Origin of the sequence: Oceanisphaera arctica (genome assembly GCF_002936955.1) — a bacterium.
Lineage (GTDB): Bacteria > Pseudomonadota > Gammaproteobacteria > Enterobacterales > Aeromonadaceae > Oceanimonas > Oceanimonas arctica.
Map to the genome: position 1 here is coordinate 40,414 of NZ_MPZM01000014.1, position 22,594 is coordinate 63,007.

Consider the following 22,594-nt stretch of genomic DNA (forward strand, 5'->3'; position numbering starts at 1 on the left):
CGGCTTATTTGCGGCGCCAGAGCGTACCCTGAGGGCCGTCTTCCAGCACTATACCCATGGCGGTAAGGCTGTCTCGCGCGGCATCGGCGGCGGCCCAGTCCTTGTTTTTGCGGGCATCGAGGCGCGCCTGGATCAGACGCTCTATCTCGGCTACTTCGTCGTCGGCCCCGGCGTTACCGCGCAGGAAGGTCTCGGGATCCTGACTCAACAGACCCAGCACGCCGGCCAGTTCACGCAGACGACCGGCCAGACCGGCGGCGGTGGTGTCGTCCTTGCCCTTGAGTCGATTGATCTCGCGGGTCAGATCAAACAGTACCGAGTAGGCTTCGGGGGTGTTGAAGTCGTCGTTCATCGCCGCCCTGAAACGCTCGACAAATTCTTCGCCACCGGCCGCTTCGGTCACCGGCAGACCACGCAAGGCGGTATAGAAGCGTTCCAGTGCGCTGCGCGCTTTGTTCAGGTTGTCGTCCGAATAGTTGAGTTGGCTGCGATAGTGGCCGGACAGCAGGAAATAACGGATGGTTTCGCCGTCAAAATGTCCCAGCACGTCGCGAATGGTGAAGAAGTTGCCCAGTGACTTGGACATCTTCTCCTGATCTACCATCACCATGCCCGAGTGCATCCAGGTGTTTACATAGGGGCTGTGGTTGGCGCAGCAGCTCTGGGCGATTTCGTTTTCGTGATGGGGGAACTGCAGATCGGAGCCGCCGCCATGAATGTCGAAATGCTTGCCCAGATGCTTGCCGTTCATGGCCGAACATTCGATGTGCCAGCCGGGGCGACCCGGTCCCCAGGGCGATTCCCAGCTCGGCTCGCCGGGCTTGGACGGTTTCCACAGCACGAAATCGAGCGGGTTACGCTTGCTTTGCTCCACTTCGACCCGGGCGCCGGCCTGCAACTGCTCCAGATTCTGGCCCGACAGCTTGCCGTAATCCTGGAAGCTGTTCACTGCAAACAGCACATCGCCGCTGTCGGCCACATAGGCATGACCGTCTTCGATCAGGCTCTGCACCATGGCAATGATTTCGGGGATATGCTGGGTGGCTTTGGGCTCGATGTCGGGGCGGGCGATATGCAGGGCGTCGAAATCCCGGTACATGTCGGCGGTCAGCCGCTCGGTCAGGGCATCGCAGCTTTCGCCGTTTTCGGCCGCACGCTTGATGATCTTGTCGTCAATATCGGTGATGTTACGCACGAATGTCAGATCAAGGCCCAGATAACGCAGGTAGCGGGTGACCACGTCGAAGGCGACGAAAGTACGGCCATGACCGATATGACAGAGATCGTAAATAGTGACACCACAGACGTACATGCCGACCTTGCCGGGTACCAGAGGGATGAATTCTTCTTTTTGTCGGGTCAGGGAGTTGTAGATTTTCAGCATGATTCCACGTCTTGGTGAGATATTGAGGGAGATGGGTCGACACGTATTGAACCTTTAATGGCCATTCGGTGCAAGCCTTGCGACCACAGGGGTTCGCTAAAGCGGCCGCTTGCGCTAAAATCGAGCCCTGAACCTACTATCTGGATAACTATTATGGTCACTTTGCACACTACTCACGGCGACATCACCCTGAATCTGTTCGCCGACAAGGCCCCGGACACCGTTGCCAACTTCCTGCAGTACTGCCGCGACGGCCACTACGACAACACCCTGTTCCACCGCGTCATCGACGGTTTCATGGTCCAGGGCGGCGGTTTCGGTCCCGGTTTTGAAGAAAAAGAAACCCGCGCCCCGGTACAAAACGAAGCCGACAACGGTCTGTCCAACAAGGTAGGCACCGTCGCCATGGCCCGTACCATGGAACCGCACTCCGCCACCGCCCAGTTCTTTATCAACGTAAACGACAACGATTTCCTGAACTTCAAATCCGCCACCAGCCAGGGTTACGGCTACTGCGTGTTTGCTGAAGTGGTTGAAGGCATGGACGTGGTCAACAAGATCAAGGGCGTGGCCACCGGTACTCGTGGTTATGTTCACCAGGACGTACCGATGGACGACGTGCTGATCACCGGCGTAACCGTCAGCGAATAAGCCTGTCTTTGCCAGTCTTGTAACAATGCCCGCCATGGCGGGCATTGTCGTCTTTGAATCCAGGAACCCCGTTCAATGTCCCGAACTCTCTTTATTGCCGACTTGCACCTGAGCGCTGGGCGCCCGGACATTACCGCCGCCTTTCTGCGCTTCATGCAGGAAGAAGCGAACCAGGCCGACGCCCTCTATGTGCTGGGGGATCTGTTCGAATTCTCCATCGGCGACGACGAGCCCAGTGCGCTGAATGACGAAGTGGCCGCCGCCTTCAAGGCCTGCGCCGAGCAGGGCACCCCCGTCTATTTCATTCACGGTAACCGGGACTTCATGGTCGGCCGCCGTTTTGCCCGCGAAGCTGGCATGAGGCTGTTACCGGAGCATCAGGTGATCGATCTCTACGGTGAGCCGACGCTGATCATGCACGGCGATACCCTCTGTATCGACGATGCCGGTTATCAGCGTTATCGCCGCATCACGCGCTGGGGCTGGCTGCAATGGCTGTTTCTACGTTTGCCGCTGAGTCGGCGGATGGGGATTGCCGATGGCATTCGCAGCAAAAGTGCCCAGTCAAAAGAAGTGAAGGTGATGCAGGTGATGGACGTGAATCAGGCCGAGGTAGAGCGCCAGATGCGGCGTTACAAGGTGCGTTCGCTCATTCACGGTCATACCCACAGACCCGCCATTCATCAGCTTTATATCGAGGACGAGCCCGCCCAGCGTATCGTGCTTGGCGACTGGTACACTCAGGACAGTGTACTGGTGGTCACCCCCAAAGGGGTGGAATTGCAGAGCCGAACCCTGCCGGCAGGCTGAGGAGCCAAGATGCGGATACTGGTGGTGGAAGACAATCCGGATATTCTGGTGAATATCGTCGATTACCTGACCCTGAAACACTGTGTGGTGGATGCCCTGTACAACGGGGCCGCCGCCCTGAACCAGATCCGACAGCAGGAATATGATCTGCTGGTGCTGGACCTGTCGCTGCCGGGGATGGATGGCCTGGCGCTGTGCCGGCAACTACGCGCCGAGCAGAATCCGCTGCCGGTGGTGATGCTGACCGCGCGGGATACCCTGAACGACAAACTCGGCGGCTTCGAGGTGGGGGCCGACGATTATCTGGTGAAGCCCTTCGCCCTGCCCGAGTTGTGGTCACGCATTCAGGCGGTGCTCAAGCGCAGCCAGAAACAACAGGTGCGGCGGATGCAGGTGGCGGACGTGACGCTGGATCTCGACAGCCGTCAGGCCAGCCGTGGCGGGCACTTGCTCAGCCTCAACCCCAAATGTCTGAAACTGCTCGAAATACTGATGCGTTACTCGCCTAATGTGGTGAGTCGCGAATCGCTGTTCGACCAGTTGTGGGCCGATGATCCGCCGGACAGCGACGGCCTCAAATCCCACATCTATCTGTTGCGCAGCCAGCTGGACAAACCTTTTGACCGCGCCTTGCTGCAAACGGTACACGGCCAGGGTTACCGCCTGGTGGCCGGGGACGACTAATATGCCGATGACCATCAAGTCCCGGCTGCAACTGGTGCTGAACCTGGTGATAGTGGCCACCAGCTCGCTGGCGGCGGTGGGCATGGTATTGCTGATTTTCTGGTTTGAAGACACCCTGTTCTACAACCATCTGCAAAGCGACCTGAGTGACCAGATCCGCAACCATCAGGCGGTGACCAAGCCGCTGGTATTGCCGATGACGGATACGACCTATTACAAGTTGCCCAGAGCCGATCAGCGGCTGTTGCCTGAGGCCTTTCGCGGTTACCCCCAGGGTGGGCACGAAGTGCTGCTGCCCAACAAGGCCTATAACCTGCTCGTGCGTCATGACGGCGGCTGGACACATGTGCTGGTGCAGGATCAGAGCGAGTTCGAGCGTTACGAGCTGATGGTGTTTGCCGGGGTGAGCCTCGGTGTTTTGCTGGTCTGGGGGCTGGGCTTTGTCTTGTCCCGCCGCTTGAGCCGACAGATATTGCAGCCGGTGTCGCGACTCGCTACCGAGGTGGCCACCTTGCCGCAGCAGCCCGGCCACCGACTCGAGATGAACTACCCGGATGACGAAACCGGCCAGCTGGCGCGCAGCTTTGACCATTATGTGCTGCGAGTGAATGAGTTGCTGCTCAGGGAGCAGCAGTTTTCTGCCAATGCCAGTCATGAGCTGCGCACCCCCATGATGGTCATTCGGGGCGCGGTCGACATGCTGAAAGAAAGCGAGCCGCAAGCGGCCGTACTGCGCCAGTTGCAGCGAATCGACGATGCCCTGCAGCAAATGCAGCAGCAGACGGAATTGTTCCTGCAGCTGTCCCGCACCCCCGACTCGCTGTCCGGCAGTGATGCGACCATGCCCCTGGCGGACATTGCCGCCCGGCAACTAGCGCACTGGCAACCGCTGGCCGATGCCAGAGGACTGACGCTGCGGCTTGAGATAAACGGCGAGGTGGGGGAGCGACCGGCGACCATGATGATAGCCGTGCTGAACAACTTGCTGCGCAATGCCATGCAACACACCACCGAGGGAGAAATTTGTCTCCGTCTGGGTGCGCACACACTGCAGGTATCCGATACCGGCAGCGGTATTACCGCCGCTTTGCAGGACCAGGTGCGCACCCGTGGGATTAGCGAAGCCAACCCCACGGGCTTCGGGCTGGGTCTGGCGATCGTCGAGCGTATCTGTGAGCACCAGGGCTGGCGGTTGGCGTTATCGGCCAATGAGCCCGCCGGCACCCGGGTGACGGTTTATTTTGACGAGACCTGATTCAGTGCCAGCCGGCCCTGGCCTCGACAGCCGTTGAACATATCCAGCACCGGTCGGTAGAGGTCTGTCGACACATCCATCAAACCGAGAATGGAGTCGAAGAGGTTGTCGTGCGAATAGGCGTTGGTGTTGGCCGCCTGTCCCAGGCATTGCTCATCTATCTGCTTGTCGGCCACAAAGGCGTCCGAGAACCAGGTCAGCATGGGCACATGGGTCTGCTCTGTGGGCGCCAGCGAATAAGGCATGCCATGCAGGTACAGGCCCGACTCACCCAGGGATTCGCCATGATCCGACAGATACAACATGCCCGCGCTCAGATCCTGCCGTTGCTTCAATAACTTGATCACCTCACTCATGATGTAATCGGAATAATACAAGGTGTTGTCGTAGGTATTGTTCAGCTGGCGGGCATCGCAATTCTGGATATCGCTGCGCTGACAATCCGGCTGAAAGTGGGAAAACTCCGCAGGGTAGCGCTTGTAATAGGTCGGGCCGTGGCTGCCCACCATGTGCAGCACTATGATGTTGTTCTGTTCGGTCAGTTGATCGAGCTGGTCGCTCAGTCCGTCCAGCAGCACCTGATCCTGACAATAGTCCCCGTCACACACCGGATTGTTGGCATCGGGTTTGAATTCGATGGTCTTTATATTGCCGCAGACCCCTTTACAGCCGCCGTCGTTGTCCAGCCACACCGTATTGATGCCAGCCCGCTGCACTATGTCCATCAGATTGTCCTGATGTTTTGCCTGGGTGTCGGAAAAATCCGACTTGGACAAACGAGAGAACATGCAGGGCACCGATACTGCGGTGGCGGTACCGCAAGAGGACACCTGCTGAAAGTAGGTGACCCCAAGCGGTTGGGTAAAGGCATTGGTGTCGCGCTCATACCCCCCATACTGGAAGTTGTCGGCCCTAGCGGTTTCGCCCACCATTAGCACCAGCAGGTTTTTGCGACCATCCTGGGTCTTGCCGGTCACCTTGGCGTCTTCACCCAGGGTCCGGTAGGGAATTTCTTCCTTGAAGTATTTTTCGTTCACATAGCCATAGAGGCTATGGGCGAAGTGGGTCGGGATGATCATCTTGTTGAGGTAGGCGTTGTTGCGTCCGACCGAGGCGTAGTCCTTGTAGTAAAACGCCGCTATGGCCAGGATCACCAGCACCGACACTATAATGGAGGCCAGCTTCATCAACAGCTCACCGACGACGCTGCTGCGCCTGATATTCACTTTCAGGACCAGGGCTGCAGGCAGGACGCCGGTCAGCACAAACCAGAGTGCCGCGGTGAAATTAAGGTAGGATTTGGCCTCGCCGGTGTTGGTTTCCAGAATATTGACGATCATGTCCCGGTCCACAATGATGCCGTAGTTATACATGGCATAGCTCAGCAGCGATGACACCAGGATGAAAGTGACTATCACCGGTTTTTCGCAACGAAAGGCGGTGAACAGGCTGAAGATGGCATTGAAGCAGGCGATAAAAAACAGCGGTATGGTGAGCACAAATCCCAGCCGGACCTGATCCAGACCCCCGATAATGGTGACCAGTTTGGCCAGCAGGGCCACATTCAGTATCAGAAAAAAGTAGCAGGAAACGAAAAAAACAAAGCGGGTCGGTGTCAGCGACAAACCGGTTTTTGCGGTCTTGTGCTGGGGTGTCGTCGTTTGCGGCGACTCGGTTAATGAGGCCATGAGCAGGCTCCCTGTCTGAGGTGAAGTGATGACTATCACCTCATGCTATGCCCCTGCAGGTAAAAAAAAGGTCAAATCGGCCCGCCGTTTTTCGACCTTTTTTTCACCGGCCCCACATCATGATGAGCCTCTTGCTGGCTGGCGCAGGGCGCTCTGGCATATAATCGACGGCCTTAACAACACAAACCAACGGAACTGCAGCTTATGAAACCGGGTAAAACAGGACTGGCGCGCATCATCGCCGCCGGCGGCTATTCGTTGCAGGGGCTGAAGAGCGCCTATCGTCATGAAGCGGCCTTTCGTCAGGAATGCTGGCTGGTGGCGGTACTGCTGCCGGTGGCGCTGATCTGGAGCCCGGGATTGGTGAAAACCCTGTTGCTGATCGGCAGCCTGATGCTGGTGCCGATAGTGGAGCTGCTCAACTCGGCGCTGGAGGCGGTGGTGGACAGAATTGGCCCCGAGCATCACGAGCTGTCGGGCCGGGCCAAGGACATGGGATCGGCGGCGGTGCTGCTGACCATGCTGCTGATGGGGCTGGTATGGGGTCTGGTGTTGCTTGATGCCCTGTTTGTGGGTTAATCGCATTCACTTTTGCATAACACATCATTAACTTTGTTAATGATGGGATTTAAAGTATTCATTTCTATTATGACAAGGCCGAACTTAGTATCAGGTCATGCGCTAAGCCCGGTTGTTCCAGCAGCGCAAACAACCCAGTTACTGTCATAGAGGAAGGAAGCCTTATCATGCAAATGCCACAGACCCTGAATATTCCCAACGGCGAAAAAGTCCAGGGCATGTTTTCCAAAGAAGAAATGGCCTCACGTCAGTCCAAGCTGCGCAGCTACATGGCCGCCAACGACGTAGACGCTGTGCTGTTTACCTCTTATCACAACATCAACTACTTCAGTGACTTCGTCTATTGCCGCTTCGGCCGTGACTATGGCCTGGCCGTGACCCAGAACATTCACACCACCATTACCGCCAACATTGACGGCGGCCAGCCTTACCGCCGCAACGCCCTGGGCGACAACCTGGTGTACACGGACTGGCAGAAAGACAACTTCTTCTATGCGGTCAAGTCGCTGATCGGCGGCGCCCGCCGCGTGGGCGTAGAATTCGACCACATCAACCTGCAAAACCTGGACAAGCTCAAGGCCGCCTTGCCGGAAGCCGAGTTCGTCGATATCGGCGTGCCCACCATGAAGATGCGCATGTACAAGTCGGCGGAAGAAATCGCCGTGATCAAGCAGGGTGCCCGTGTGGCCGATGTGGGCGGCGCAGCCATCCGTGACGCCATCGCTGTTGGCGTGCCGGAATACGAAGTGGCCCTGGCCGGTACTCAGGCCATGGTGCGCGAAATTGCTAAAACCTTCCCTCATGGCGAGCTGATGGACACCTGGGTTTGGTTCCAGTCCGGTATCAACACCGACGGCGCCCACAACCCGGTCACCAGCCGCAAGATTGAAGCCGGCGACATCCTGAGCCTGAACACCTTCCCGATGATCGGTGGCTATTACACCGCGCTGGAACGTACCCTGTTCAGCGAGCATGTATCTGACCGTCACCTGGAGCTGTGGGAACTCAACTGCAAGGTACACCGCCGCGGTCTGGAACTGATCAAGGCCGGTACTCGCTGCTGTGACATCGCCCACGAGCTGAACGAAATTTTCGCCGAGCAGGATGCGCTGCAATACCGCACCTTCGGCTACGGTCACTCCTTCGGTACCCTGAGCCACTACTACGGCCGCGAAGCCGGACTGGAACTGCGTGAAGATATCGAAACAGTACTGGAGCCGGGCATGGTGGTGTCGATGGAGCCGATGATCATGCTGCCGGAAGGCATGCCGGGTGCCGGTGGTTATCGTGAACACGATATCCTGGTGATCAGCGACAGCGGAGTAGAGAACATCACCCGCTTCCCGTTCGGTCCCGAGCACAACATCATCAAGGGCTAATTGATTGGGGCTCGCCGGTTCAGGCGGGCCCTTTTTGTCTTTAAACAACCTTAAACAACAGAATATCGATACCGGCAATAATAGGGAGACTCGTTATTGCCAGACTACTTCTGGTGAGGCCGGTGTAAACCGGTGGAATCAGGGAATGTGCAACCAGCGTAGCGATACGCCGCTCAAAGAGGTAGAAATTATGTTGTCTCAATCCTGGACCATGGAATGGTTCGTTTATCTGAATGCCACGATTATTGTCTGGTCCGTACTGGCTTACGGCTACCGCGAGTTTATCCACAAAGGTGGTCGTGGTCGCTGAGCCATGATGCCTGTTTGTCGGACAAACCTGGATTAAAGGGAATTTGTGATGGAAAATTATCAATTTTTGAACTGGTCTCTGCTACTGGGGTCATTTGGCGTTTTGATTTTGATCGGCTACCTGTCGAGTCGGGCGATCAAAGACAGCGACGCCGCCGGCTTTCTGGTCGCGGGTCGCAGCCTGGGGCCCTTCGTGGGTGCGGGTACCATAGTGGCCACCGGCTTCAGCGGCTGGGGCTTCATGGGCTCCCCCGGGGTGGCTTACGAGTTTGGTTCGATAGAAGTGCTGGGTAACTTCTTCTTTGCCCCGGCCATGGTGATTGCCGTGCTGTATTTTGCCAACTTCCTGCGCAAGCGGGCAGAAGAACTGGGCAGCTGTACCATCCCCGAATATGTATCTCAGGTGCACGGTGGTGGTTCGCGGATCGAGCGTTGGGTCAAGGGTGTTGCCGCCGCCATTACCATAGTGCTGCTGCTGGTGTTTCTGACCAGTCAGATCAAGGCCGTGGGTCTGCTGGGAGCTTCCTGGCTGGGCATCAGCCTGACGGAAAGCGCGGTCTTGATGATTGGGGTGATCATCCTCTACACCATGCTGGGTGGCCTGGCCGCCGTGGCCTGGACCGATACCCTGATGGTGGTGGGCATGTGCATCGGCGCCGTGGTGATGATGGTGCAGATTTTCACCGACGTCAGCCTGACCGAATTCGTGGATCGGCTGAACGCGGTTGATCCGGAGCTGCTCAATCCTTCGACCGCGGCGCCTTACGGCGAGAGCAAGAGCTCGGTGTTCCTGGTGTTGCCCTATGCCTTCCTGTTTACCGCTGTGTTGCCTTATATGGCGGTGCGCTTCCTGGCGTTCAAACCGTCGGTGAAGATGCATCATGTGGCTATCTGGGTTGCGCCTCTGGGTTGTTTGCTGAGCCTGGTGCCGATTATCGGCCTCTATGTGCGCATCGCTCATCCCGAACTGGCCGACTCGGATCAGGCCATGCCGGCATATCTGGCTACCTTCCTGCATCCGGCGCTGGCGGGGATCATCACCCTGTTCATCCTGTTTGCCATGAAGTCCACCGCCAACTCGCTGCTGCATACGGTGTCGAGCGCCGCGTCTCACGACCTGCGTACCGCCCTGTTCCCCAACAGTAACGCCAGCAACCAGCGTATCCTGTGGATCAACCGCAGCTGGGTAGCGATTCTCGGTGTGGTCGGTTTCCTGATGATGCTGTTCGCGCCGCCCTTCATGTTGTCCTGGCTGGGTATTCTCGGCTCCGGCACCCTGCTGGCGGTGATGATAGGCCCCGTGTTTATCTCTTCCTTCTGGCAGGGTAACGCCTATGGCGCCCTGGCAGCCATGTTCACCGGGCTGGTCACCAGTGGTAGCTTCCTGCTGTTCACCGATGTGGGCTGGGTAGAAGGGCCGCTCTACGGTTGCCTGGCTTCCAGCGTCATCTACGTGGCGGTGAGCAAGCTTACCCAGGGAGTGGCATCCGCCGCCATGGCACGTAGCTACTGAGTCGCTGAATGGTCAAGTAATAGCTAAATCGAAAGCCCGGATCTTCCGGGCTTTTTCATGTTATTCGGACCGAGATTGTGGACAGTTACAGGAAGCGTGCCGGTGATAGTGCAGTGGCCAGTTCATCAGGTTGTCGACCGGCCAGGCAGTCAGCCACCAACTGACCGGTCACCGCGGCCAGAGTCATGCCCAAGTGGCCATGACCAAAGGCCAGGATGACGCGTTTATTGTCCGGCAGGGGACCGATAACGGGCAATGAGTCGGGGGTGCTGTGGCGTACTCCCATCCATCGTGAGGCTACCGAGACCGGGCGACCAAACAGGGTTGATGCCCACTCTTGCATATGCCGATATCGGTCTTTTGCTTCAGATGCTGCAGGCTGAGCAAATTGTGTGGTACCGGCGATGCGGATGCCGTTGTCCATGGGAGTGGCATAGAAATAATGAGCGAGCCAGCCGACGGGCCGGTTCAGCACCAGATCCGGATCGTCCAGCATCAGGTGATAGCCGCGCTCGCTGACCACCGGTAGCTTGACCCCCAAAGGGGCCAGCAGCTGCTGGTTGCCCATACCGGCGCAGAGCACCACGGCATCGGCAACGAGTTCCTGCTCACCAGCCCGGACCAGCACCTTGTCACCCGACTGCCTGAGCGTATCAACCGATAACGGATGATAATCCAGACCTTGCTCCAGCAGTTGCTCGTGGAGTTGTGTGCAGAGCTGCCGGGGATGACGCAACGACCAGGTGTCAGGATACCAGAGGCCTCCTTCCAGACCTTGGGGGTTCAGTCCCGGCTCCAGTTTCAGCAACGCCTCCCGATCCAGAGCTTCACATTGCACCCCGTCTCGTTGCTTGGCGGCGGCCAGTTTTGCCAGTTGCGGGCCCATGGCGGCAGCCTGGCGATAGACTTGCAGGCATCCCCTGGTCTGGTAGACCTCATCCGAGCCCAGGCTTTTCAGTAACTGCTGCTGCAACAGGGTTCCCCTGGCAACCAGCTCGACCAGGGTTCGCTTGTTTTCGGTAAAGGGGCCTTTGCCTATGGCGTGCAGGAAAGCGCGACCAAAGCTGGTCAGCTCAGGCAGATAATGAGGAGCGATCGACAATGCGCGTTTGCTGCGGATTATTTCCTTGAACATGGAGCGCAGACTGTCGGGGTTGGATAGTGGAGTGGTGGCATAATTGGCGATAAGACCGGCATTGCCCGACGAGGTACCCGAGCCGGGTTGACTCTCATCCAGCAAGGTCACTCGATAACCCTTGTCCAGTAATGTTTTAGAGACGGACAGGCCAACAATACCTGCGCCGACCACGATGACATGTTTCATGTTAATAAAACCACCTGATTGATTTTAATGGCAGTGACAAGATGCGTTGTTAAATAACGGCTCGTGATGTTGCCGAACCCATCGGCTCAGACCCCAGGCGCACCAGAGGGAAGCTGATTGCGGCCTAAAGTAGCGAGCATCGGTTATTTAACAGGGCAATAAGGGTTGATAGGGGGGCAGCGCCCCCCTGCTAATTAATTTTCTTTATAGAATCTGTAGGACATAACACCGATAGCCAGCGCAGTCAGAATACAGGTGGCGGATGTGGCATAAATGGCGAATTCGAACCAATGCATATATGAACTCCTTGTTAACTGTTTTTGGTGATGAGTGTGGCCGGCCGGCTGTTTTTAAAGGTGTGATAAATCACGGTAAAGGTCAGAAGATTGGCCGATACACCGGCGACCAGAGCGGACAGTCCCGTCATGCCGCTCAGATCCCAGGGGCCCCATTTCCACACAATGGTGACCAGGGCACCGGCGATGATGGCACCGATGGCCGACTTGCTGCATTTAAGGTCAAGGAGCACACCCAGCACAAAAGGAATGAGTATGGTTGGCGCCCACAGTGAATAACTGATCAGCAGAGCATCGATGATGGAGGTCGCATACAGGGCGAACACAACGGCGCCGATACCAATTAACAGGTTTACCAGGCGCTCAATCCACAGTTTATTTTTCTCGCCGACATCGGGGTTGATAAAGCCTTGATAGATATCCTTGACGAAGATGACCGACGCCGAGTTGAGGTAGGAATCGGCAGTCGACATCACCACTGCCAGCAGGGAGGCGAGTACCAGACCGGTGATGCCCAGGGGCAAGGCGGTTCTGATCAGTTCGGGCATGGCCAGGTCCGGGCTGATATCCGGGTACAGGATCAGAGCAATCAGACCAATAGTCGAGCTGACAAAATAGAACAGAAAACCAAACACACCCGAGATGGTATAGCCTATCTTGGCATTGCGAGAGTCGGGTGCCGCCAGTGCGCGTTGGGTATAGGGTGGCACCAGGGTTTCACCCAGCAGGAAGGCGATAAACAGGCTCAGGAACATGCCGGGGCCGTAGTCGCCCATGATGCTGAAATGGCTGTCGGGTAACCGGGCAATCAGCTGTTCTGCCCCACCCACTTCATTGATGCCGATCATCAGAGTGATCGGCATGAAGATGGCCAGCATCAGAAACTGGACCACGTCGGTCTGTATTACCGCCCACATGCCGCCAATGGTGGAGTAAAGCAGCACGACGCCCATGCCGATCAGAATGCCGGTGGTAATATCAATGCCGATAATGGCATTGAATACGGTCCCGACCGCCAGTGCCTGGGCACCCAGGATCCCGATACAGAATATCAGTGAAAAGATACCGGTAATCAGCCGTGCATAACGACCGAACTGTTGTTCCATGATGTCGCCAACCGTATGAGCGCCAATATACCGCTTCAGTTTGGGAGCAATGAATATCCCCGTTAATACGGTAGCTATCGGAAAGGCGCTGGCCGCGAACATGAAGGCGTAGCCGTGATCAAATGCCTGTCCGGCCCGGCCCATGGAGGCACCACCGCCGAGGAAGGAGGCGGCCAGAGTGGCAAACAGGATGGGCCAGGTTATCTTGTTGCCGGCAACGGCAAAGTCGGCGCTGGAGTTTACCTTTTTGACACTTCGGTAACCGATGTACCCCAGCAATATAAAGTAGGCCAGCAGGCCCATCACATCCAAGTAGTGCATAACACTCTCCTACGTCCATTTTTGTTGTGAGAATGTATTCATTATGTTAATCCTTGAGGTATAAGATCAAATAATACTTTTTGATGGATGTATAAGATAAATCTTTACCCTGTTGGTTAACATCATACGCTGCTCGAGGTTATTCATGATTCCCAAGATAAATGCAAAACAACTTTATATATTTCAAGAGGTTATGAGTAGCGGTAGTATCAGCAAGGCGGCGCGTCGCCTGGGTCTTACGCAACCGGCGGTGAGTTCGGCCATTGCCAACCTTGAGAGTGATATGGGCTTTATGTTGTTCAAGCGGAACCACTACGGCACCGAGATGACCATCGAGGCCAAGACCTTTTCCGAAGGGGTTGAGCGAGCACTGAAGGCGCTGAGTAATCTGGAGGAGCTGGCCGAAAACCTGAAGAATGGCAGGGTCGGAAAGTTACAGATAGGCTGCATGCCGGGACTGGCAACCCTGGCACCCAGGATTGTTGCCGGCTTTATGCGTAACAATCCAGACGTGAAGCTGTCTTTGCAGACCTTTCCATCCCGGAAGGTAGAAGAATGGGTTGCCGGCGGCCATTTCGACCTTGGAATAGTGGAAAAACCACAAGCAAAAAATGAGCTGGAGATCTTTCCCTATAGTTTCCGGATGTTTTGTGCGTTGCCACCAGGCTCACCACTGGCCGACAAGAAGGAAATCACCATCGAAGATCTGGAGGGCAGGCCGATCATTACCCTGGGTGATGCGCATCAGAGCACCATGCAGTTGCGCAGCCTGGCTTACAAACACAACTGTTCTCTCAATGTGGTCGCAGAAACGCAGTTGTTCCCCTCGGCGATGGCTCTGGTCAATGAGGGGGTCGGCTATGCGCTGATCGATCCGGTCACTGCGATGGAATATGGAAAAAGAAATGACAACACAGTGGTGTTACGGCCTTTTACGCCGCAAGTCGAGTTCGAAGTGGCTATCATTCTACCGAAATTTCATTTGGTCTCCCGGCTTTGCCATCAGTTTCAGACCGCTTTGAAAGAGGAATTTGATCAGATGGCAACGTCTTTCTCAACAGAGAGGTTCGAACGATAAGCTCTTCCTTCGTTAATCTAGAGTGCGTTGAGTCCATGCTTGAGGTAGTCGAGCAGCATGCGGGAAGCGGAAGTCAGCGCATTGGCGTCGTAACAGAAGCCGATGGACAGATTGCCGAGGGTGGGGCAGGGGGCATAGCTGACCGAGGCTTCCAGCCCCTCGGGTACCGTGCTTCTGGTCAAGGCGCTGATCCCCAGGCCCGCCTTGATGGCGGCATGAATCCCCAGCAGGCTGGAGGTGCAGTACACGATGCGCCAGGGCAGGTTGGCCTGGGTCAGGGCGTTGATGATCGCCTTGCGATACAGGCAGCCCTTGGGATAGAGGATCAGCGGCAGCGGCGCCTCGGGCTCCAGTATCAGGTTATTACCGCGTACCCACACCAGCGGCTCTATGATGTAATCGGTCAGCTGCGGCTGGGGCCGGTTGCTTTCTTCTATCGCCATCACCAGATCGTATTCGCCCTTGCCGTAGTCATGCAGCAGGTTGGCGCTGATGTCGCTGCTCACGTCCAGGGTTACGTTGGGGTAGGCCTGAGAAAAACGCCCTATGGTGGTGGCCAGAAACGAGACTTCAAAGTCGTTGGGAATCCCCAGCCGCACCGAGCCGCTGACCTTGGGCGAACTCAGTCGCGACACCACAGCGTCGTTCAAATCCAGCATCTTCTGGGCATAGCCCAGCAGCAGCTGACCTTCTTCCGTCAGCTGCAGGCCGCTGGAACGGTGAAACAGCCGGATATCGAGCAGTTCTTCCAGCCGTTTTACCTGCAGGCTGACGGCGGGTTGCGAGCGGCCCAGTCGCTCCCCGGCCGGGGTAAAGCCCCCCAGCTGATTGATGGTGACGAAGGTGCGCAGCAGATCCGTGGGCAGGTTCTTCATCTTTAAATCTCATCATTGTATAAATCAATGGGCACATTATTAACATTAATTTAATAAATGAAAGCCCCCGGTAAAGAAAAACAGACGAACTTGGTCGGTCTTTTGGCTACCATCGAGCCATTGCGCGTCACGGAGCCGACATCATGTCTATCTTGTTTGAATCCCATGCCGGCCAGGGTCTGACCCGAGAGCTGATAGAAGTGCTGTTCCCCATGTTCGAGCAGGCCAGCGCCGGCGCCATTGCCGTCGACAGAAACAGTTGCATCACCTGGATTAACAGCCGTTATGCCAGCTGCTCGATATCATGGAATACCATACCCAGCAGCTTGTGGTGACCCGGCTGCCGTTTTTTGATGAGCGGGGGGAGGTCAGCGGCGCCGTGGCCTTTGTGTTGCTCGACGATCTACAGCCCCTCACGCCTCTGGTCAGCAAATACCGCCGCCTGCATCAGGACTTGCTGGCCGCCAAGCGCGCCTTGGCCAAAACCGGGCGGAGCACCCGTTACCACCTTGGTGATTTTATCGGTGCCAGCCCGGCGGCGCTGGAGGCCAAACGCCGGGCCCGGCTGGCGGCAGCGCGAGATATCCCTGTGCTGCTGCTGGGCGAAACCGGTACCGGCAAAGAGGTGCTGGCCCAGTCCATTCATTCTCTGTCGGCCCGGTCCGAAGGGCCCTTCGTGGGGGTGAATCTGGCGGCCATTCCCGAGAACCTGCTGGAGGCCGAATTTTTCGGGGTGGCACCCGGGGCCTTTACCGGTGCCGACAAGCGCATGCGCGAGGGCAAGTTTCAGCGTGCCCAGGGCGGCACCCTTTTTCTGGATGAAGTGGGAGACATGCCCCTGGGCCTGCAGGCCAAGCTGCTGCGAGCCCTGCAGGAACGAGAGATAGAGCCGCTGGGCTCGAATCAGGTGGTGCCGGTGGATGTGCGGGTCATCGCCGCCACCAGCCGGGATCTGGATGCCATGATGGCCGAGGGCAGTTTTCGCTCGGATCTCTATTACCGCCTCAACGTGCTGGAAATCAAGATACCACCGTTGCGGGGGCGGCGGGCCGACATCGGCATTCTGTGCGAATCTTTGCTGGAAAACATCTGCAGCGGTCAGGAACGCACCGAGATCACCGATGCGGCGGTGGTGCTGCTGAGCCAGCATGACTGGCCGGGCAATGTGCGTGAATTGCGCAACGTGCTGGAGCGGGCCTTTACCATGAGCGAAAGCGCCGAAGTGCTGGACGAAGACACGATGCGCCGGGTGCTGCCGGAGCCGACCTCGGAGCCGGAGCGGCTGGCCGAGGCGCCGGCCGAAACCGAGAGTACGGCTCTGGATAGCTCGGACATTCAGTGCCCGGACAGTGATAGTTCGGACAGTGATAGTTCGGATATACGGCCGCTGGCAGAGGTGCTGGCCAACGCCGAAGCCGACGCCATTCGGGCCGCCCTGGCCCGATGCCGGAACAACCGCACCCAGGCCGCACGGCTGCTGGGCGTCTCCCGTTCCGTGTTCTACGACAAGCTCGCTCGACTGTCCTGAAAAACAGACACATGTCCGGGTTTTAGGATGGTTAAATAATCCCCTCTCTTTAAGCTGTCCGGTTTTCCGGGCAGTTGCCAGCACTGTTAAATCAGTCACTTATCACAACACATTGATTAACATTCGCTTAACATGATTGGCATGGCTCGTGCTTATATCTGGATGGAATATATCGTGCTCCACTGCTTCGGCAGGCGGAGCCAAAGGACTGAAGCAAGCAGAAGGAAACATCCATGACCATCAAGCACAAGCTGTCCAGATTAACCTATGCCATGACCGCCGCCGCCCTGTGCGCCAGCGTGATCAGTGCCCCGGTAGCCGCCACCGAAAAGGTACGCTGGCAGGTTCCGCTGGCCTTTCCTTCCCATCTGGTGGGGCTGACCACGCCGGTCAAGCACCTGTCCGAATCGTTGGCTGCCGTCTCTGGCGGTAATGTGAAACTGCGTTATTACGAGCCGGGCGAGCTGGTGCCGCCGTTCGAGATCATGGATGCGGTCAGCTCTGGCAAGTATCCGGCGGGTTATACCTGGGTCGGTTACGATCAGGGCACCATTCCCGCCCTGCCGCTGTATTCTGGCGCGCCCTTCAACATGGAGCCGCCGGCCTATCTGGCCTGGTATTACGAAGGGGATGGCAAGGTCCTGCTGGAAGAGATCTACGCCGAGCGCAACATCCATCCCATGTTGTGCAGCATCATAGGTCCTGAGGGTGCCGGCTGGTTCAAGCAGCAGATTACCAGCCTGGACGACTTTCAGGGCCTGCGCATTCGCTTCGCCGGTATCGGCGGCAAGGTGCTCGAGAACCTGGGTGCATCCGTGACCATGGTACCGGGAGCGGAAATCTTCCAGGCGCTGGAGCGCAACACCATCGATGCCACCGAGTTCTCTCAGCCGGCCATCGACAAGATGCTGGGCCTGGATCAAATTGTCAAAAACTACATTATGCCCGGCTGGCATCAGACCCTGACCACCTCGCACCTGCTGGTGAACCAGGATGTGTGGAAGGGCCTGGAGCCGGAAACCCGCGCCCTGATCGAAATGGGCTGTGAGTCGGCCACCCTCAAGGGCTTTGCCCAGAGCGAATGGGCCCAGCCCACGGCGCTGCGTGACTACGAGAAGGAAGGGGTAAAGGCCCAGGTGCTGCCCGAGCCGGTATTGCGCGAGCTGGAAAAAGTCACCAACAAGGTGATGGATGACATGGCCGCCGAAGACGCAATGTTCAAGCGGGTGCTGACCAGTCAGCGCGACTTCATGAAGCATCACTCCATCTGGCACGGCAAGGGTTACCTGCCGCGCGACTACTACCAGTACGACTAAATAGTGCCTCGGGGGGCGGGCTCGGTAGAGCCCGCCTTATCGCTGATCTTGCCTGGAGGTGATGATGTCCAAAGGTCCGTCTCAGATTTCGTCTCAACATTCGTGTCAAACAAATGCTACGCCACCACAAGAACATGCGGCCGACACCGGCGAGCTGCCGGTCAACGGGTTGTCACAACGGCTGGACGCCTTCGTTTCGGCCGTGGGCCGACTCAGCTCCTGGCTGTGGCTGGCGGTGCTGGTGGTGGTGCTGACCAATGTGTTCAGCCGCTTCGTGCTGTCGGCAGGTTCCATCGCGCTGGAAGAACTGTCCTGGCACCTGTTCGGCATCGCCATGATGCTGACCCTGGGCTTTGCGGTGGTAAAAGACGACCACGTGCGGGTGGACGTGCTGCGTGAAAAATTCTCTTTGCGCGCCCAGGCCATCATAGAGCTGGCGGGCATAGTGCTGCTGGCGCTGCCGATCATTGCCTTGATGATCGACGCCCTGGTTCCCTACGCATACAAGGCCTTTATCTATAACGAACGTTCCCAGGCGCCAAGCGGCCTGCCGTATCGCTTTATCTTCAAGAGTGCCCTGCCCATCGGCCTGCTGCTGGTGGCGATGGCGCTGTTTTCTCGTGGTCTGCGTTGCATGACCCTGTTGTTTGCCTTTCCCCGGGCCGTGCTGCCCACGGCGAAGCCGGGCACGAATCCTTCTTCTCAGTCGAAATAAAAGAGGTCACGATGGAGCTGGAAACCTTACTGGTGGTGGCCATGTTTGCCTCCTTTATGGGGCTGTTGCTGCTGGGCTTTCCCGTGGCCTGGGTGCTGGCGGGCACCGGCCTGCTGTTTGCGCTGGCCGGCCATGTGCTGGTAGAGCAGTTTGACGCCAATCTCTGATTCACCTGGAACGGCACCATAGGGGTGCTGGACGCCCGCATCTTCGGCATTGTCGCCAACGAACTGATGGTGGCGCTGCCGCTGTTTATCTTCATGGGCATCATGCTGGACCGCTCCGGCATTGCCGAAAAACTGATGCACAGCCTGGTGCGACTGTTGGGCCCGCTGCGCGGCGGTTACGCCATTACCGTAGTGATTGTCGGCATGCTGCTGGCAGCCTCGACCGGCATCGTCGGCGCCTCTGTGGTGCTGCTCGGCATGCTGTCGCTCGGGCCCATGATGCAGGCCAACTACAGCAAGAGCCTGGCGGTGGGCACGGCCTGTTCGGTGGGCACCCTCGGCATTCTGGTGCCGCCCAGCATCATGCTGGTGCTGATGGCCGACCGCCTGGGCACGCCGGCCGCTTCGGTGGGCAAGCTATTCATGGGAGCGCTTATCCCCGGTGTGATGCTGGGCCTGATGTATGTGCTCTATATCGTGCTGCTGGCCTGGATCAAGAAGGACGCGGCTCCGGCCCCGAAATACAGCGAGCGCATGGATGCCCGTGCCTGGCTGGACGTTATCGGCTCTGTGGTGCCACCCATGGTGCTGATAGTGGCGGTGCTGGGCTCCATCTTCATGGGCATTGCCACCACCACCGAAGCCTCGGCGGTCGGGGCGGCGGGCGCCCTGTTGATGGCCCTGCTGAGCAAACGCCTGAGCCTGGAGGTATTGAAGGAATCCCTGTACCAGACCAGCCGTACCACCGCCTTTATCTTCGGTATTTTCATCGGTGCTACCGTGTTTGCCGCCGTGCTGCGCGGGCTAGGCGGCGATGATGTGATTCGTGACGCCATTACCGGGCTGCCGTTCGGCACCACCGGCATCATGATCACCATACTCTTCATCACCTTTCTGCTGGGCTTCTTTCTCGACTGGGTGGAGATCACCCTGATCATACTGCCGTTGGTGGCGCCGGTGGTGTTTTCGCTGGGGGTCGAGCCGGTGTGGTTCGCGGTGCTGTTTGCCCTGTGCCTGCAAACCTCTTTCCTTACTCCGCCGGTGGGCTTTGCGCTGTTTTACATCAAGGGCGTGTGCCCGCCGGGCATTACCACCCGCCATATCTACCTGGGAGTGTTGCCCTTTATTGCCCTGCAATTGCTGGGCCTGGTGCTGGTGTTCTGTTACGAGCCCCTGGCCACCTGGCTGCCGACCCGAGTCTACGGCGGCCTGTAAATAACGAATATGGTGCTTAAAAGGAGAAATGACGATGCGTCTTGAAAACAAAGTGGCCTTGATTACCGGTGCGGGCCAGGGCATAGGCCGGGCTATTGCCGAGCACTATGCGCGGGAAGGCGCCAGAGTCGCGGTAGCGGATCTGGATCTGGGCCGTGCAGAGCAGGTGACCTTGTCCATCGTATCGGCCGGTGGCAGCGCCATCGCCCTGGAAATGGACGTGACCGACGAGCAGGCGGTAGAGCAGGGCATGGCCCGGATTGTTCGCCACTGGGGCCGGCTGGACATAGCGCTGGCCAACGCCGGTATTCAGCATATAGCGCCGCTGCACAAGTTGGCCTTCGATGACTGGAACCGGGTGCTCAACGTGCACCTGGGCGGCGCCTTCCTCGTGACCCGCGCCGCGCTGCAGCAAATGTACCAGAACGGGGCGGGGTCATGCTGTTCATGGGCTCTGTACATTCCATGGAGGCTTCGCCGCTCAAGGCGCCGTATGTGACCGCCAAGCACGGCATGCTGGGGCTGTGCCGCTCGGTGGCGCGCGAAGGGGCCGAACACGGGGTGCGCAGCAACATCATCTGCCCCGGCTTCGTTCGCACGCCATTGGTGGATAAGCAGATCCCGGAGCAGGCCAGGGAGCTGGGTATCAGCGAAGAAGAAGTGATTCGCAACGTGATGCTGAAAAACACCGTCGATGGCGAGTTCACCACCCTGGAAGATGTGTCCGAGCTGGCGGTGCATCTGGCGGCCTTTCCGTCGGCGGCCCTCACCGGGCAGGCGATGGTGGTCAGCCACGGCTGGCATATGCAGTAGTTAATATGTGAGGCGTGAGGGAAAAAAGGCCGGAGCGCTTGTACGCCCCGGCCTTTTGTTACCGCGCCTGGTTGGATGACGGGTAGGATCAGTCGTTGCTGGTCGGTTTCTTGCGCTTCATCGGCGCCATGCCGTCATTGGATCCCAGACCGGCGCCGGTCGGCAGTCGATCACTGCGATCTTTCTGCGCCTTCACGGGCTTTTTGGCCGGCTTGTACGCGTTGGGGCCACCTTTGCCCTTGTAGCCGTTGCCTCTGGCGGCTGACTTATCCGCCCCCTTGGGGCCGGACTTTTGGGCAGCCGGCTTCACGCCCTTGAATTTTCCTTCCAGCCCTTCGATGGTCACGAAGTTGATATCCTGCTGCAGGAAGCGCTCGACCCGTTTGAAGGCGTCCCAGTCTTTGGGGCCCACCAGCGACATGGCCGTGCCCTTGGCGCCGGCACGACCGGTACGGCCGATGCGGTGCACGTATTCTTCTGCCTGCTTGGGCATGTCGAAGTTCACTACCAGCGACACCTGCAACAAGTCCAGCCCGCGCGAGGCCACGTCTGTGGTGATCAGCACTTTCTGCTGGCCACGGCTGAAGCTGTCCATGATTCGGTTACGTTCGGCCTGGCTCATGTCGCCACTGAGGGCGGCGGTGGTCAGCCCCTGCTCGTGCAACAGGGCCGCCAGCCGCTCGGTATCGGGCCGGGTGGCGGTAAAGATAATCGCCTGCTGATAGCTTTCGGTGGTCAGAATATGCTGCAACAACGCCTGCTTGTGATCCAGGTGATCACACAGATAAAAGCGCTTCTCTATATCCAGGTGCTCGGCGTTGGCGGCGCCCACGGCCACCCGTTTGGGGGACTTGAGCAGCTTGTCGGCCATCTCGTTCACTTCGGCGTGATCCAGGGTGGCCGAGAACATCAGCGTCTGGCGGCGGCGGTGATCGGCGGCCTCGTTGATCTGGTTCAGCTCCTTGGCGAAGCCCAGATCCAACATGCGGTCGGCCTCGTCCATGATCAGCAGCTCCAGGCCGCCCAGCATCAGCGAACGGGCATCCAGATGGTTGGCCAACCGGCCCGGGGTGGCGACCACCACATGGGGCTCCTTACGCAGCGCCTTGATCTGGTCGTTGAAGTTTTCGCCGCCCAGCACCAGGGCGATGTTGGTGGAGCTGCCGCTGGTGAGCGAGCGCAGCTGCACATACACCTGCTTGGCCAGTTCCCGGGTGGGCGCGAGGATCAGTGCCCGCGGGTCGCGCTTGCTCAGCGCCTTGGTCTTCATCAGCCGGTGCAAAGCCGGCAGCAGGAAGGCCAGGGTCTTGCCCGATCCGGTTTTGGAGGACGCGATCAGATCATGGCCGGTCAATATGACCGGAATGGCCCTGTCCTGGATCTCGGTGGGCGTGGTGAGACCCATGTGATCCAATGCGGTCAATAGACGGGAATCCAGCCCAAGATCTTTAAACTGTTCGGGTTTTTGCGCCAACGTGCTGCTCCGGTGTGTCATGTGTCAACTCAGAATGGATAGCGTGAGAGTCGACAGAGAAAAAGGAAGGAAAAAACGACCGCCATTGTATAAGAATTTTGGCCAGATGTAATG

20 protein-coding genes and 1 pseudogene are annotated in these 22,594 nt (G+C 57.9%); 15 read left to right on the forward strand and 6 right to left on the reverse strand.

Annotation, left to right across the window (positions count from 1 at the left end):
* Positions 1-4: 4 nt before the first annotated feature.
* Positions 5-1,384 (reverse strand): cysteine--tRNA ligase, encoded by a 1,380-nt coding sequence (cysS, locus tag UN63_RS08450; protein ID WP_104486336.1) that lies wholly within the window; start codon positions 1,382-1,384, stop codon positions 5-7.
* Positions 1,385-1,537: 153 nt separating this feature from the next.
* On the opposite strand from cysS, the gene UN63_RS08455 reads away from it, so the two are divergent.
* The 4 genes from UN63_RS08455 (at position 1,538) to UN63_RS08470 (ending at position 4,784) form a co-directional block, all read left to right on the forward strand.
* A complete protein-coding gene (locus tag UN63_RS08455) occupies positions 1,538-2,035 on the forward strand; it encodes a peptidylprolyl isomerase (protein ID WP_104486337.1) in 498 nt (165 codons plus the stop codon).
* 75 nt (positions 2,036-2,110) lie between these two features.
* Positions 2,111-2,845 carry a UDP-2,3-diacylglucosamine diphosphatase gene (gene lpxH, locus UN63_RS08460; RefSeq protein ID WP_104486338.1) on the forward strand — a complete coding sequence of 245 codons (735 nt, stop codon included), beginning with the start codon at positions 2,111-2,113 and terminating at the stop codon, positions 2,843-2,845.
* 9 nt (positions 2,846-2,854) lie between these two features.
* Complete coding sequence (locus UN63_RS08465) at positions 2,855-3,529, forward strand: response regulator transcription factor (protein WP_104486339.1); 675 nt, start codon at positions 2,855-2,857, stop codon at positions 3,527-3,529.
* A 1-nt stretch (position 3,530) separates the two neighbouring features.
* A complete protein-coding gene (locus tag UN63_RS08470; RefSeq protein ID WP_104486340.1) occupies positions 3,531-4,784 on the forward strand; it encodes a sensor histidine kinase in 1,254 nt (417 codons plus the stop codon).
* Here UN63_RS08470 and UN63_RS08475 read toward each other — a convergent pair.
* Positions 4,766-6,472 (reverse strand): phosphoethanolamine transferase, encoded by a 1,707-nt coding sequence (locus tag UN63_RS08475; RefSeq protein WP_104486341.1) that lies wholly within the window; start codon positions 6,470-6,472, stop codon positions 4,766-4,768. The two genes, UN63_RS08470 and UN63_RS08475, sit on opposite strands and share 19 nt — an antisense overlap.
* Positions 6,473-6,676: 204 nt before the next feature.
* Here UN63_RS08475 and UN63_RS08480 point away from each other — a divergent pair, with 204 nt between their 5' ends.
* The 3 genes from UN63_RS08480 (at position 6,677) to UN63_RS08490 (ending at position 10,252) form a co-directional block, all read left to right on the forward strand.
* Positions 6,677-7,051, forward strand: a complete 375-nt coding sequence (locus tag UN63_RS08480) for a diacylglycerol kinase (protein WP_104486342.1) — start codon at positions 6,677-6,679, stop codon at positions 7,049-7,051.
* A gap of 167 nt (positions 7,052-7,218) precedes the next feature.
* A complete protein-coding gene (locus tag UN63_RS08485; protein WP_104486343.1) occupies positions 7,219-8,430 on the forward strand; it encodes a M24 family metallopeptidase in 1,212 nt (403 codons plus the stop codon).
* Between the two features lie 358 nt (positions 8,431-8,788).
* Positions 8,789-10,252: a sodium:solute symporter family protein gene (locus UN63_RS08490; RefSeq protein ID WP_104486344.1), complete on the forward strand. Its 1,464-nt coding sequence runs from the start codon at positions 8,789-8,791 to the stop codon at positions 10,250-10,252.
* Between the two features lie 85 nt (positions 10,253-10,337).
* Here UN63_RS08490 and UN63_RS08495 read toward each other — a convergent pair whose 3' ends face one another.
* On the reverse strand, positions 10,338-11,576 hold the full coding sequence (locus UN63_RS08495) for an NAD(P)/FAD-dependent oxidoreductase (protein WP_104486345.1): 1,239 nt from the start codon (positions 11,574-11,576) through the stop codon (positions 10,338-10,340).
* A 310-nt stretch (positions 11,577-11,886) separates the two neighbouring features.
* Entirely contained in the window at positions 11,887-13,299 is a 1,413-nt protein-coding gene (locus tag UN63_RS08500) for a sodium:solute symporter family protein (protein WP_104486346.1), read from the reverse strand.
* 145 nt (positions 13,300-13,444) lie between these two features.
* On the opposite strand from UN63_RS08500, the gene UN63_RS08505 reads away from it, so the two are divergent.
* Positions 13,445-14,377, forward strand: coding sequence for a LysR family transcriptional regulator (locus tag UN63_RS08505; RefSeq protein WP_104486347.1), 933 nt, complete (start codon positions 13,445-13,447; stop codon positions 14,375-14,377).
* Between the two features lie 17 nt (positions 14,378-14,394).
* Here UN63_RS08505 and UN63_RS08510 read toward each other — a convergent pair whose 3' ends face one another.
* Complete coding sequence (locus tag UN63_RS08510; protein ID WP_104486348.1) at positions 14,395-15,252, reverse strand: LysR substrate-binding domain-containing protein; 858 nt, start codon at positions 15,250-15,252, stop codon at positions 14,395-14,397.
* A 143-nt stretch (positions 15,253-15,395) separates the two neighbouring features.
* On the opposite strand from UN63_RS08510, the gene UN63_RS17295 reads away from it, so the two are divergent.
* The 7 genes and pseudogenes from UN63_RS17295 to UN63_RS17300 form a co-directional block, all read left to right on the forward strand.
* Positions 15,396-15,587, forward strand: coding sequence for a hypothetical protein (locus UN63_RS17295; protein WP_229793468.1), 192 nt, complete (start codon positions 15,396-15,398; stop codon positions 15,585-15,587).
* Entirely contained in the window at positions 15,557-16,780 is a 1,224-nt protein-coding gene (locus tag UN63_RS08515; protein WP_229793467.1) for a sigma-54 interaction domain-containing protein, read from the forward strand. Before UN63_RS17295 ends, UN63_RS08515 begins: the two co-directional genes overlap by 31 nt.
* Before the next feature lie 233 nt (positions 16,781-17,013).
* Entirely contained in the window at positions 17,014-18,096 is a 1,083-nt protein-coding gene (locus UN63_RS08520; protein WP_104486349.1) for a TRAP transporter substrate-binding protein, read from the forward strand.
* A 61-nt stretch (positions 18,097-18,157) separates the two neighbouring features.
* On the forward strand, positions 18,158-18,811 hold the full coding sequence (locus tag UN63_RS08525; protein ID WP_219821097.1) for a TRAP transporter small permease subunit: 654 nt from the start codon (positions 18,158-18,160) through the stop codon (positions 18,809-18,811).
* A gap of 11 nt (positions 18,812-18,822) precedes the next feature.
* A complete protein-coding gene (locus UN63_RS17195) occupies positions 18,823-18,978 on the forward strand; it encodes a hypothetical protein (protein WP_219821098.1) in 156 nt (51 codons plus the stop codon).
* 24 nt (positions 18,979-19,002) lie between these two features.
* Entirely contained in the window at positions 19,003-20,193 is a 1,191-nt protein-coding gene (locus UN63_RS08530; protein ID WP_219821099.1) for a TRAP transporter large permease, read from the forward strand.
* A 34-nt stretch (positions 20,194-20,227) separates the two neighbouring features.
* A pseudogene (locus UN63_RS17300) lies at positions 20,228-20,937 on the forward strand (3-hydroxybutyrate dehydrogenase); the annotation flags it as partial.
* A 157-nt stretch (positions 20,938-21,094) separates the two neighbouring features.
* Here the strand turns inward: UN63_RS17300 and UN63_RS08540 are convergent.
* Complete coding sequence (locus UN63_RS08540) at positions 21,095-22,480, reverse strand: DEAD/DEAH box helicase (protein WP_219821102.1); 1,386 nt, start codon at positions 22,478-22,480, stop codon at positions 21,095-21,097.
* Positions 22,481-22,594: the final 114 nt, after the last annotated feature.